We start from the raw sequence: 12,261 nt of genomic DNA on the forward strand, positions 1-12,261 counted from the left end.
TGTTTTTGGGTTTCTCCCCCACCCCCCCGGCTCGTTGGTCGCGTCCCATGGTGGCCGCCCCCCCCCCCCCCCCCGCCCCGGCGCGCCCGCCGGGCGGGGGGGGGGCCCCCCCCCCCCCCCCCCCCGCCGGGTTCATGGACTGGCCGGTTCAGCTATCAGAAACCGGCAGTGATCCTCGTGAAGTCCCAGGTGTTCTGGGAGATGCCGCTGCAGTCCGACACCACGCCGCCGCCGGGGCAGCCGCGGTCGCGGTTGACGGACCAGAAGGCGAGCCGGCCGAGACCCTTCGACTTGGCGTAGTCACGGATCTGGGTCCAGGTCGCGACGGACGTCGTTTCCTGCTGGTCGGACAGGCCGTTCATGCCCGAGATGCCCATGTGGGCGTACGCGGTGGCGTCGGACCAGCCCCATGCCGCCTTGAGGGCGTTCTTCAGTCCCTCGGAGGCGTTGACCGTGCTCTGGTACATGTTCGAGCCGCCGCCGAAGTCGAACGGCATGATCGTGTAGTTGTCGATGTTGACGCCGAGCGCCTTCGACTGGTTGATCAGGCGGGTGCCGTAGTAGTTCGGGCCCGTGGTGCTGGTGCCGAAGGTCACGACCACCTTGGTGCTCGGGTTGTTCTGCTTTACGATCTTCAGGCCGCCGAGAATGCGGTCCTGCACGGCCTCGTTCTCGAACTCGTCGGAGTTCTCGATGTCGAAGTCCACCGCGGCCGGGTGGTAGGCGTTGATGACCTGCTGGACGGCCGAGGCGAAAGCGGACGACGACGAGCAGTTCGGGCCGAGCTTGTTGCCCTGCCAGCCGCCGAAGGAGATCTGGACGTTACCGCCGGCACCCTTGATCTGGGAGATCGCGCTCGCGTCAGCGCTGCCGGACAGCGGGCGGGAGCCGTCCCACGCCGGGTTGCAGCCGCCGCCAGAGAGCATGAACGCCATGGTGAACGCCTTGATGCCGGTGGCGCTCATGACCGAGGTCGGGCTCGGCGGGCTGCCCCAGCCCTCGTAGAGGTACGGCGCGCCAGGGAGCTTGCCGCCACCGCCGCCGGTGCAGCCCGTGGTGCTGCCCGTCACCGAGCCGCTCGCGACGGACTCGCCCTTCGAGTTGTACGCCTTGACGGTGTAGGTGTGGGTCTCACAGGTGCCGAGGCCGGAGATCGTGGCGCTGGTCCCGGTGACGGTCGCCTTGACGCTCGTGCCTTCGTAGACGCGGTAGCCGGTGACCGTGCCGCTCGACGCGGACCAGGAGAGCGAGATCGAGGAGTTCGTGGTGCTGGTGACCGTCGGGGTGCCCGGCTTGCCCGGCGCTCCCGCCGTCGGCGTCGGGGTGGGGGTCGGCGTCGGGTTGCCACCGCCGCTGACGGGCTTCCAAAGGGCCGGGACGTTCGACGGCTCCCAGCCGGGCTGTGAGGTGTGGGCCTGGATGCACTCGTAGTCCACGCCGTTGTACGTCACGCGCGCGCCGATGGCGTAGGGGGTCCAGGCCTGCCAGGCCGGGTAGGCCAGCATGACGAGCTGGTTGGGGGTGGCCGACGCCGAGGCGCCGGTCGTCCCGGCGACGAAGCCGCCGACGGCCAGGGTCAGGGAGGCCAGTGCGACGACGGCCGTCCGGTTCAATCTCATGGGGTCCTCACAGGGAGTTGAGATAGGTGCGGTGGCTGCGGGAGAACTCGAAGCCGTTGTACTTGTCCCAGTTGATGGACCACGTCATCAGGCCTCGTAGGCCCGAGAAGACGCCGTGCGGGTGGTAGGAGCCGCAGTTGGTCCCCTTCGCCAGGCAGCCGAACGCCTTCTGGACGTCGGCGACTGTGGTGAAGCCGTTCCCGGCGTAGGGCGCGGCCGGTAGGCCGATCGCCACCTGGTCGGGGCGGAGAGCGGGGAAGGTCGCCCCACCGGCCACTGGGAAGCCGGTGAGCAGCATGTCGGTCATGGCGACGTGGAAATCGGCCACGCCCATGGTGTGGTACTGGTTGTCCAGGCCCATGATCGGTCCGGAGTTGTAGTCCTGGACGTGCAGCAGGGTCAGGTCGTTACGCAGAGCGTGAATGACCGGCAGGTACGCGCCGGAGCGCGCGTCGGCCGAGCCGTTCGGGCCCGGCCCGTAGAACTGGTAGCCGAGCTGGACGAAGAACGTCTCCGGCGCCATGGTCAGGACGAACTTCGAGCCGTACTTGGCCTTGAGCGACCTGATCGCGGAGATCAGGTTCACGATCACCGGAGTGGTCGGGTTACGGAAGTCCCTGTCGCCGGTGTTGAGCGACAGGGAGTGGCCCTCGAAGTCGATGTCGAGGCCGTCCAGGCCGTACTTGTCGATGATCGCGCCGACCGACTGGACGAACTTGTCCCGCGCGGTGGTCGTGGTGAGCTGGACCTGGCCGTTCTGGCCGCCGATCGAGATGAGGACCTTCTTGCCGGCCGCCTGCTTCGCGCGGATGGCCGCGATGAAGTCGGCGTCGCTCTCGACGTTCGGGCACTCGGCCACGGGACAGCGGTTGAACCGGATGTCGCCGGACGTGACCGAGGTCGGCTCGCCGAAGGCGAGGTCGATGAAGTCCCAGTCGTTCGAGACATCAGCCATCCGGACATATCCGGACCCGTTGGCGAACGACGCGTGCAGGTACCCCACCAGCGCCCGCTTGCCGGGCGGCGGCGGTGTCGGAGTAGGCGTCGGAGTAGGCGTCGGGGTCGGCGTGGGAGTGGGGGTGGGTGTCGGGGTGGGAGTCGGAGTCGGTGTGGGGGTCGGGGTCGGCGACGGGGTGGTGCCGCCGGGGCCGTCCAGTACGACGTCGTCCGCGTAGTAGGCGCCCTGGCCGTACCAGCCGTTGACGTAGACCGTCACGCTGGTCGTCGAGGAGCCGGTGGTGAACGACGTGGTGAGCTGCTTCCAGACCGCGCCGGGGGTGGCCCACGTCTGGACGTCTGTGGTGCCTGTGCCGGTGGCGCCGAGGAAGACGTAGTTGCCCTGGACCCAGGCGGACAGGGTGTACGCCGTGGACGGCTTGACGCTGATCGTCTGCTGGCAGCGGGCGTAGTCGCTCCCGGCCGGCGTGGCGGTCAGCGCCTTGGTGCCGCCGTGGACCGGGCTGGAGACGGCCGCGGCGCCCGCCGCGCAGGTCCACCCGGACAGCCCGGACTCGAATCCCGGGTTGGCCACGATGTTCGCGGCCTGGGCCGTGCCGGTGAGGAACCCCGCGAAGGCAAGGGACGCGACCGCCCCGGCTGTGATGAGCTTCTTCATGAGAGTCACCCCGTGTACGAAGCGAAGATCTTGGAGAACTCGTACGGCGACTGCGCGATGTTGGTGCACATGTAGAGCGCGCCGTTGCAGGCGTTGCGGTCGCGGGTCACCTCCCAGAAGGCGAGCAACCCGAGGTGCTTGCCCTTGGCGAAGGTGACGAGCTGACGGGCGTCGGCCTGGTTGTAGATCCGGCCGTCGTCGTTCTGGCCGATCATCGGGGTGACGCCGACCATCCGCCAGGCCTGCGCGTCGGTCAGGCTCGGGTACAGGGACTTGACCTGGGAGAAGGTGCTGTTGGCCGCCTGGACCGCCGCGTCTCCGTAGTCGACGGACTGGTAGTAGTCCATGGCCATGACGTTGACGGCGTCGAGCTTGACCCCGGCGTCGCGAGCGGACTTCACGACGTTGAGCCCGTCGGCGGTGAGGCCGTTCGGCAGGACCGGCAGGGTCAGTGAGATCTTCAGGCTGGGGTGGGCCTGCTGGAGCTTGGCGAGCGCCTGCGACCTGCGGGCGATCGACGCCGGCTCGGCGGACGCCCCTCCCTCGATGTCGAGGTCGATGTAGTTCAGGCCGTACGCGTTGACCACGGCGTTGTACTCGTTGTAGAGCGCCGTCACGTCGGTGCACGCCTGGGCGAGCTCGATGCCGCTCGCGCCGCCGAAGGAGATCTTCACGTCACCGCCGCCGGCCCGGATCGCGTCGATCTGGTCCTTGGCCCACTGCTGCCGCGGGTCGTACGCGTTGAACCACATGGCCTTGCAGCCCGACGCGGTGATGAAGGCCATCGTGAAGTTCTTCAACCCGGAGGCCGAGGCCATCGCGCTCAGGCTGGGGGTCGGCCACGAGCCCATGTCGACGTACGGCGCGCTCCGGAGGTTGCCCGGCTGCGGCGGCGTGGTGGTCGTGGGAGACGGCGACGGTGACGGTGACGGTGAGTTCGTCGGCGTGGGGGACGGTGACGGAGTCGTCGTGGTGCCGCCGCAGGAGCCGCCGTTGAGCTTGCAGTTGGCGGGGACGCCCGCCCCGGTGTTCACCCATCCGAAGGCGGCCGAGGCGCTGGGCGCCAGGGTGCCGTTGTACTCGCGGTTCTTGAAGGTGTAGTGGTCACCGGACTTGGTCATCAGGGCGTCCCAGTAGGCGCCGACCGACGATCCCGACGGCAGGTCGAACTCCACGATCCAACTGGAGATCGAGGACGTGCCGGTGTTGGTGACCGTGTATCTGCCCTGGTAGCCGGAGGTCCAGTCGGAGTCCTTCGAGAAGACGGCCTTCGCCGTCGCGGCCTGTGCCGGCAGCGCGACGAGCGCGAGCCCGAGCGCGGCCACCGCGACCAGTGCGCGCCAGACATACCTGATCTGCATGTCACAACCTCTTTTGGGGGGTGGGATGGAGGGAGGTCATGGAACCCGTACGGCTGACGCCTCACGGAGGCGGCCGGACGAACGGCGTCAGCCGTACGGCACTTGGGGCGTCTGGTGACGGGACGCGGCTTCTAGTCGGTGTTTCGGCTCGCTGGAGTTTCTTTTAGTAAAGTTTCCTAAGAGTTGTTGGGATCGTAGCCCCGCGCGGAACGGGCCACAAGGCCTAAATCGAAGGGGATTCTGACGAGCCGAGTCAGAGCAGCACGGAGCCGCCTCCGACAGCGTGGGCGCCGCGGCCCTTAATACTGCTGAAATCCAGGGAGTCGTAGATCCGGTCCAGGTCCCAGCCCGCATGGATCTTCTCCGGATCGTCCGGGAGGTACGCGGTGAGCAGGTAGCGCCTGCCCATCGCCCGGCCGAGGGCGTCGAGCTGCGCGCGGAACTCGGCCAGCAGCGCGGTCAGGTTGTCCTTGTCCTCACCGGTGACGTGGTTGCCGACGTGTCCCTGCGCGCCCGGCCACTCCCAGTCGATGTCGATGCCGTCGAAGACGCCTCTGGCGCTTCCCGGGCCGCCTCGGCCGCCGGCCACGGGGAGGTCACCCCTGATATAGGTGTCGACGCACGACTTCACGAACTTCTGCCTGCTCGCTGCCGTCCTGGCCACGTCGGAGAAGTACTTCGAGTACGTCCAGCCGCCGATCGAGATCAGGGTCTTGAGGCCGGGATGCCGGGCCTTGAGCTTCTTGAGCTGGTTGAAGTTGCCGGCGAGCGCCGCGTCCGGGGCGTCCGGCACGCCGTCGACCGACTCCGCCGCCGTGAAGCCCCTCTGGTAGTCGGCCCACGCGTCGCCCGCGCCGTCACCCTGGTCGGGGTCGCCGGGATCGCTGGAGGGCGGCCTCGTCACCCCGCTCGCGCAGGTGAGCGTGTCGGGGTCGATGTTGGCGAAGGCGTAGTTCACATGGGTGAGCCAGGCGATCTCTCCGCTGGTGTCGAGCGTCTTGACCGTGGACGTGCCGCCGAAGGGGCCACGCTGCGCCAGGTAGCCGACCCGCACCTTGCCCGGCCGCTGCGAGGGCGGCACGGAGGGAGAGGGCGATGGGGTGATCGTCACAGTGACGGTCACGACAGGCTCCGGCTCCGGCTCGGGGCCGGGGTCGAGGACGAACGCTTCAGAGCCGGATGTCATCTCGGAACTGGAAGTCACCTCGGGGCTGGGCGTCGGCTCTTGGGTGGCGCGGGCCATGACCAGCGCCTGCCGTACCTCGGGCGCGGGGGTCTCCGTCGCCTGGGCGGGGGCGTACCAGGTGACGAACAGCGTGGACAGGACGGTGGCCAGGACCAGTACGGCGAAGGCGCCGCGCATGATCGGTCCCATGGGGGGCTCCGGGATTATCAGGGGGCGTCTGGTGACGAGACGCCTGTGGCGGGGGCAATTAATTCCCGGGAGCGTATTCCCGGCCGTCCCCCGCCAACAAGGTGCGCAACCTTAAGAGGCCCTTATGGGCAGCTCATCCCGCTGGAAGGCACGGTCCATCCCGCCGATGTGATCTATGACACACCGGCGGGACGCGTGCCGAAAGCTCAGGCCCTCTGCCTACCCGAGCTCATCTCCTCCGAAACGCACTCCCGAGATTTGCTCGGAAACGTGCTTCGAAATGGGCTTGCTCAACCGGTCGGGAAGTTGTCGGGCGTGCGGACGCGGTCGCGCACCCACACCCCGGCGGGCTTCAGCGAGCCGGTCCCCGTCCAGGGACCGTTGGCGTTGCAGGTCCCTTCCTTGAAGACGGCTCCGGAGCGCTCGTCGTCGGAGTAGTTCCAGTTGGTCCAGCTGATCTTCTTCTGGGCCATCAGGTCGATGTACTGCTGCGACCTGGTGAAGTTGTTCGAGCCGTCGCCCGAGGCGGTCTGCGTGCCGAACTCGGTCACGAACATCGGGATCCGATCGGCCGCGCGGGACAGGGCGTTGAGGTACTCCGTGCCGTGCGAGGCCGCGTAGAAGTGGAAGGTGTACATGATGTTGGGGAAGTTGACCGGGCTGTTGATCACCTCGGTCTCGCTGGCGCCGTCCGACACGCCGAGCGACGACCAGGCCCGGGTGCCGATGAGGATCGGGGTGTCCGGGTCGTTCGCACGGATCACCGGGATGAGGTTGTTGGCGTAGCTCTTGATGGTCGACCAGGACACGCCGCTCGGCTCGTTCGCGATCTCGTAGAGCAGGTTGACCTTGTTGTTGTGCCGCTGGGCGATCTCGGTGAAGAACGTCTTGGCCCTGCTGAGGTTGTAGTTGGGGTCGCCGGGGGTGAGCATGTGCCAGTCGACGATCGCGTACATGCCGCGTGCCGTGGCCTGCTCGATGAGGTTGTGCACCCGGTCGGTGAACATCCTCGGGTTGGTCTCGTAACCGCCCTCCTGGATGTACATGGAGATCCGGATGATGTCGGCGTTCCAGTCGGTGGCCAGGGCGTTGAGCGAGCCGGTGTTCAGGCACTGGTAGTACCACTGGAGACCGTGGGTGCTCATGCCCCGCAGCTGGATGGGCTGGTTGTACTGGTTGCACAGGTGAACGCCGCAGACGTGGAGCTGCCCGTTGATCGCCACGGGGGTGCCGCCGGTGGTGCCGCCCGTGGTGGTGCCCGTCACCGGGGCGCTCTTGGCCGATTCGTTGCCCTGCGTGTCCAGGGCGCTGATCGTGTACGTGTGCGTGGTCGACGGCGCGAGCCCGCTGATCGTCACGGTGGTGCCGGTCGGGCTGGCCACGACCGTGGTTCCCTCGTAGACGCGGTAGCCGACGACGCCCACGTTGTCGGTCGAGGCGTCCCAGGCCAGGCTGATGCTGCTGGAGGTGGTGCCGGTCACCCGGGGGTTGCCCGGAACGGTCGGCGGCTCGCCCGGCTCGCCGCCGCCCGCGACGCGGAGCCGGTCGAGGTTCGGCCCGCCGTTGGCGGTGGTGGCGGTGGCCCGCACGGTGTTGAGCCCGGCGTTGAGCGGGGTGTTGATCGTGGCTTCCTGCCAGGTGTCCCAGTTCCCGGTCCCGTTGAAGGCCACGTTCGCCGCCACGACCGTGCCGTTGACGCTGATGTCCAGGGGCCGGTTGACCGTCGTACCGTTGGCGAAGCGGAAGATCAGCGAGTTCGCTCCCGGAGCGGGCACGGTGAGGTTGAACTCGACGTAGCTCCCGGTCACGTTGGTGTAGTCGACGAAGCCCGTCCCGGTGAAGCCGAGATGGTTGTTCGCCACCACACCCTGGGAGATCGTCGCGTCCTCCGCCTGGACTTCCGTGGACGGCGCGGTGGTCGTCACGTCGAGGTCGACGTAGTCGAGGTTGGGTCCGCCGTTCACGGTGGTGGCGGTGGCCCTGATCTTGTTGGTTCCGGCGTTCACGGGAGCGGTGAGCGTGCTGGTCGCCCAGGTGTCCCAGTTACCCGTCCCGTTGAAGGCGCGGGCCGCCGACACCACCGTGCCGTTGACGCTGATGTCCATGGGCCGGTTGATCGTCGTGCCGTTGGCGTACACCAGGGAGATGGTCGCGGTGCCCGCCGAAGGCGCGGTGACCGTCCACTCCACGTAGCTGCCGGTGACGTTGTCGCCGTTCACGAAGCCGGTGCCGCTGAAGCCGAGGTGGTTGGACTCCACCACACCTTGCGAGATCGTCGCCGATTCCGCCTCGTAACGGGTCGCGGCGCTCGCGCCGTCCGGCACGATGAGCGCCAGGACGACCGAGACCAACCCGGCCAGGACAAGGGCCGGGGAGCGTCGTCGCATGATCACTCCTTCCAATCGTTAGTAAGGTTTACTAACACTTACGGGGAGTGTGCCGACTCGGCAAGGCCCAATTCTTGGAGAATGCTGAAGATTCCCTGAGTGTGATCTGCGAACCGAGCGGGCTCGCCGCCGCCGTGCGGAGCCGCCGGCGGCCCGATGTTCCGGGCCACCCCGCCGCAGCGCGAAGGCCCTGGCTCGCCGCAGCGCGAAGGCCGCCCTGGCTCGCCGCAGCGCGAAGGCCCTGGCTCGCCGCAGCGCGAAGGCCGCCCTGGCTCGCCGCAGCGCGAAGGCTCTGGCTTGCCGCAGCTCAAAGGCCCTGGTGGGCGCCGGACAGATAGTCGCTCGACTGGTGGGCGACGAGATCGGCGTAGTGGCCGCCGAGGGCGAGAAGCTGCTCATGGGTGCCGCGCTCGACGACCTCGCCCTGGTCGAGCACGAAGATCTGGTCCGCGTCCCTGACCGTGCTGAGACGGTGGGCGATCACCACGCGAGTCTGCGAGAGCCCGGCGAGGTTCGCCTCGATGCCGGCCTCGGTCGCCGTGTCCAGGTTGCTCGTGGCCTCGTCGAGGAGCAGGATCCGCGGCCTGGCGAGCAGCGCGCGGGCCAGGGCGATGCGCTGGCGCTGCCCGCCGGAGAGGCCGGAGCCCTCCGAGAGCCGGGTCTCGTAGTTGAGCGGCATGCGTTCGATGTCGTCGTGGACGCAGGCCATCCGGGCGGCTTCGATCACGTCGTCGAGGGGCGCGCCCGGGTTGCCGAGGCTGATGTTCTCCCTGATCGTCCCGGAGAACAGCGACGGGTCCTGGGTGACCACGCCGAAATGCCGCCGGAGAGAGCCGCGCTCCAGCTCGGTGAACGGCAGGCCGTCGTAGCTGACCGAGCCCTCGGTGGGATCGAGCAGGCCCAGCATCACGCGCGCGAGCGTGCTCTTGCCCGAACCCGACCGGCCGACCAGGGCGATCTTCTGGCCGGGCGCGACCCCGATCGACACGTCGCGCAAAGTCCACGGCGCCCGGGGGTCGTAGCGGAACGACACCCCGCGCAGGGCGATCCGGCCGCTGAGCCGGGTGACCACCCTCGCGCCCCGCGGCTCGGGAGCCGACTCCATGATGTCGGCCAGCCGTTCCACGTGCGCCGCCGCCTGCTGCAGGACCTGCAGGCTGGTGAGCAGGGACCCGAGCGGGGTGAGCGCGGCGATGGCGACGCCGCCCAGCGCCAGCATCGCGCCCAGGCTGAGCCGGCCGTCGAGCACGCGCCACGCGCCGACCCAGAGCAGCCCGGCCGGGGCGAGAAACCGGAAGCAGGCGAGCACGGCTTCGATCGTCCCGAACGCGACAGCCGTACGGGCGTCGGCGTTGAGCTGAGCCGTGAACAGCTTCCCCCAGCGATCCACCGCTCCCTTCTCCGAGCCGGAGGCCTTGAGCGTCTCGATCCCGCTGATCGCCTCGATCAGCTGCCCCTGCGTGGCCGCCTGCGCGCTCAGCCCGCGCTGCGTGAGATCGCTGATGTTCCTGCGGGCGGCGAGCAGCAAGGCGACCTGCGCGGCGGCGACCCCCATCAGGCAGGCCCCGAAGATCGGGTCCCTGACCAGCACCAGGACGATGTAGCCGAGCGCCAGCGGCCCGTCCAGCAGCGCCGAGGTGACCTGCCCGGTCAGCATCTGCCGTAACGCGCCGATGCTGCCCGCTCTCTGAACCAGGTCACCGGTGCCCCGGTGAATGAAATAGCGGTACGGCAGGGCGAACAGGTGCCGCACGACCCGGTCGTTCAGCTCGGCGTCCACCCGCGTGCGGAGCGAGACGAGCGTGATCGACCGCAGATAGAGAAGCACGAGCTGGGCCAGGGCGACGATGCCGAGCCCAGCGCCGAGCACCGCGAGCAGCCGGTCGGCATGGACCCGGAGCACGTCGTCCACCAGGATCTGCGAGAACGCCGGCACGACCAGGCCGGCCAGTTGCAGGATCAGCGAGACGACCAGGGTCTGGACGAGCAACCCCCGGCGGGTCAGCAGCATGGCACGGACGAACTCCCTCAGCCACGGCCTGCGCCGCGAGCCCGCCTTCGCGAAGCCGTCACCAGGTGAGAAGGCCAGCACGACGCCCGTGAAACCCTCGTCGAACTCCTCCGGCGTGAGCCTGCGCCGCCCCTGGGCGGGGTCCACGACGTCGACACGCCTGGAGGTCCAACGCTCGACGACGAGAAAGTGGTTGAACTCCCAGTGCACCACGGCGGGCAGCGGGATCTCGCCGAGCCGTCCGGGCTCCGTGGAGAACGCCCTCGCCTCCAGGCCGTGCTCTCGCGCCACCTGAAGGATGGCCAGGGCGGACAGGCCGTCCCTGCCCACTCCGGCGTGGTCGCTCACCTCACGGACGGTCGCGTGCCGGCCGTGGAACCCCAGCACCATGGCCAGGCAGGCCGCCCCGCACTCGGCGAGGCTGCTCTGCAGCCGTACGGGCACCCGGCGGCTCATCTCGAACCTCCACCCAGCAGCACAGCGCCGACGGTGTCGGTGCCGCGCTCGACGGTGACCTCGCCGACGACCTCGCCGACGACCTCGCCGACGACCTCATCGACGACCTCATCGACGACACGGCCGGCCAGCCTGCCCGCGCCACGCGCCGCGTCCGGGCTGCCCGGGGCATCCGGGTCGCCGGGGCAGGCCAGCGTCATCTCCCACCTCTCCCCGCCGGAGCCCGCCGTCCTCGGGCCCGCCGTCCTCCGGGCCGCCGCCTTCGGGGCCGCCGTGACGACGGCGCAGTCCACGGCCGCGGGCCGGTTCGGCAGGGTGAGCAGGGCCCGCGACCCCGCGACGACCGGGTCAGCGCTCGGGGGCAGGATGGCGACCAGGCTCAAGCCACTCGCAGGCGCGCCCGGAGCGCCCCTCACCTCCTGGGCCGCCGCGAGCGCGGCGGCCGTCTTGACCGTCGCGGGCCCGCTGACATGACGGGGAATCCGGATGAGGGCCAGCCCCGCGAAGCTCAGGACGAGCAGGAGGACGACCGCCCAGATCACGGCGAAGCGCCGCCGTGGCGTCACCCACAACTCCTCGGCGGGCAGACCCGCGGCGGCCCGCCGCCGCAGCGCGGCCGTCCGGAAGACCTGCCCGCTCATGGTGACGGCCTTGCCGTACGGCTCGCGCTTCCCCAGAACCACTCGACCTTGGAGGCGGAGCGCCGTTCCTCGATCCATTCGTCGAAGAGCGTCTTCTGGACGGCCTTTCTCGTCTCCTCGTCGAGCGTCGCCGCCTTCACCTCGATCACCTTGAACAGGGTCACGCCGAAGGGGCCGGCCACCGTTCCCGGCCGCGCGTCGAAGATCTCGGCCGGCGCGTCGGCCCGCCGTACCTCGGTGAACGCGGCTTCCACTCCCTCGCGCTCGGCGAGCTCATAGAAGCCGACCTCCGCGTGGCGGTGAGCGTTCGCCGCCGTCCGTGCCGTCGCCTCGTCGGGGAAGTCGAGCCGTACGACCCTCGCGCAGGGCAACCCCCTGTCCGGGCAGTGGGACAGCGAGAGCGTCGAGCGATCCGGTCGAGTGATCAGCAGGTCGTAGTGGAGGGAGGCGTCGTGGGCCTCGCGCTGCCAGACCAGCCTGAACCGGTGATCGGGATAGGCCTCGCGGAGCCCCCGCAGGCGCTCTCGCGCCTCACCGGGGTCGAGCTCCGCGATCTCTTGGAGTACGGCTGTCGCCTGAGTGAGCATGTCATCGTCCAAGGAGGAAGTCGCAGACGGCGGCGCTGATCGGGAGGCCGGTCAGTGTCTCGATCCAGAGGTACTGACCTGAGGGATTGATCTCCGCTGCGCGAAGTCCATGACGGAGTGCCGCGCCGGGAACAGCCGGCAGTCCATGTGAGTTCCCCCTCTTCCATGGGTCTCGCTTACGAGGGAACCCTGCCTGACCGGTCTTGGAG

The 12,261-nt window shown here is 69.1% G+C and carries 8 protein-coding genes; all 8 read right to left on the bottom strand.

What is annotated here, in order from left to right:
* Positions 1-155 precede the first annotated feature (155 nt).
* The 8 genes from ABH927_RS30365 to ABH927_RS30400 all read right to left on the bottom strand — a co-directional run bounded on the left by ABH927_RS30365 (position 156) and on the right by ABH927_RS30400 (position 12,052).
* Positions 156-1,619 carry a carbohydrate-binding protein gene (locus ABH927_RS30365; RefSeq protein WP_370027223.1) on the bottom strand — a complete coding sequence of 488 codons (1,464 nt, stop codon included), beginning with the start codon at positions 1,617-1,619 and terminating at the stop codon, positions 156-158.
* 7 nt (positions 1,620-1,626) lie between these two features.
* A complete protein-coding gene (locus tag ABH927_RS30370; protein ID WP_370027225.1) occupies positions 1,627-3,234 on the bottom strand; it encodes a chitinase in 1,608 nt (535 codons plus the stop codon).
* Positions 3,235-3,239: 5 nt separating this feature from the next.
* Positions 3,240-4,595 carry a cellulose binding domain-containing protein gene (locus tag ABH927_RS30375; RefSeq protein ID WP_370027227.1) on the bottom strand — a complete coding sequence of 452 codons (1,356 nt, stop codon included), beginning with the start codon at positions 4,593-4,595 and terminating at the stop codon, positions 3,240-3,242.
* Positions 4,596-4,848: 253 nt separating this feature from the next.
* On the bottom strand, positions 4,849-5,970 hold the full coding sequence (locus ABH927_RS30380; protein WP_370027229.1) for a glycoside hydrolase family 18 protein: 1,122 nt from the start codon (positions 5,968-5,970) through the stop codon (positions 4,849-4,851).
* Between the two features lie 290 nt (positions 5,971-6,260).
* A complete protein-coding gene (locus ABH927_RS30385; protein WP_370027230.1) occupies positions 6,261-8,357 on the bottom strand; it encodes a cellulase family glycosylhydrolase in 2,097 nt (698 codons plus the stop codon).
* 307 nt (positions 8,358-8,664) lie between these two features.
* Positions 8,665-10,824, bottom strand: coding sequence for a peptidase domain-containing ABC transporter (locus tag ABH927_RS30390; protein ID WP_370027232.1), 2,160 nt, complete (start codon positions 10,822-10,824; stop codon positions 8,665-8,667).
* Positions 10,821-11,507 (bottom strand): hypothetical protein, encoded by a 687-nt coding sequence (locus tag ABH927_RS30395; RefSeq protein WP_370027234.1) that lies wholly within the window; start codon positions 11,505-11,507, stop codon positions 10,821-10,823. The genes ABH927_RS30390 and ABH927_RS30395 overlap by 4 nt, the downstream gene beginning before the upstream one ends.
* Positions 11,462-12,052 (bottom strand): hypothetical protein, encoded by a 591-nt coding sequence (locus ABH927_RS30400; protein ID WP_370027236.1) that lies wholly within the window; start codon positions 12,050-12,052, stop codon positions 11,462-11,464. Before ABH927_RS30400 ends, ABH927_RS30395 begins: the two co-directional genes overlap by 46 nt.
* Positions 12,053-12,261 lie beyond the last annotated feature (209 nt).

It is taken from the genome of Planotetraspora sp. GP83, assembly GCF_041262585.1.
GTDB lineage: Bacteria > Actinomycetota > Actinomycetes > Streptosporangiales > Streptosporangiaceae > JAOEGB01.

What these genes read in the sequence shown, in the direction of transcription:
- ABH927_RS30365 (WP_370027223.1), bottom strand. Translation starts at nt 1,619, where the DNA reads ATGAGATTGAACCGGACGGCCGTCGTCGCACTGGCCTCCCTGACCCTG.
- ABH927_RS30370 (WP_370027225.1), bottom strand. Translation starts at nt 3,234, where the DNA reads ATGAAGAAGCTCATCACAGCCGGGGCGGTCGCGTCCCTTGCCTTCGCG.
- ABH927_RS30375 (WP_370027227.1), bottom strand. Translation starts at nt 4,595, where the DNA reads ATGCAGATCAGGTATGTCTGGCGCGCACTGGTCGCGGTGGCCGCGCTC.
- ABH927_RS30380 (WP_370027229.1), bottom strand. Translation starts at nt 5,970, where the DNA reads ATGGGACCGATCATGCGCGGCGCCTTCGCCGTACTGGTCCTGGCCACC.
- ABH927_RS30385 (WP_370027230.1), bottom strand. Translation starts at nt 8,357, where the DNA reads ATGCGACGACGCTCCCCGGCCCTTGTCCTGGCCGGGTTGGTCTCGGTC.
- ABH927_RS30390 (WP_370027232.1), bottom strand. Translation starts at nt 10,824, where the DNA reads ATGAGCCGCCGGGTGCCCGTACGGCTGCAGAGCAGCCTCGCCGAGTGC.
- ABH927_RS30400 (WP_370027236.1), bottom strand. Translation starts at nt 12,052, where the DNA reads ATGCTCACTCAGGCGACAGCCGTACTCCAAGAGATCGCGGAGCTCGAC.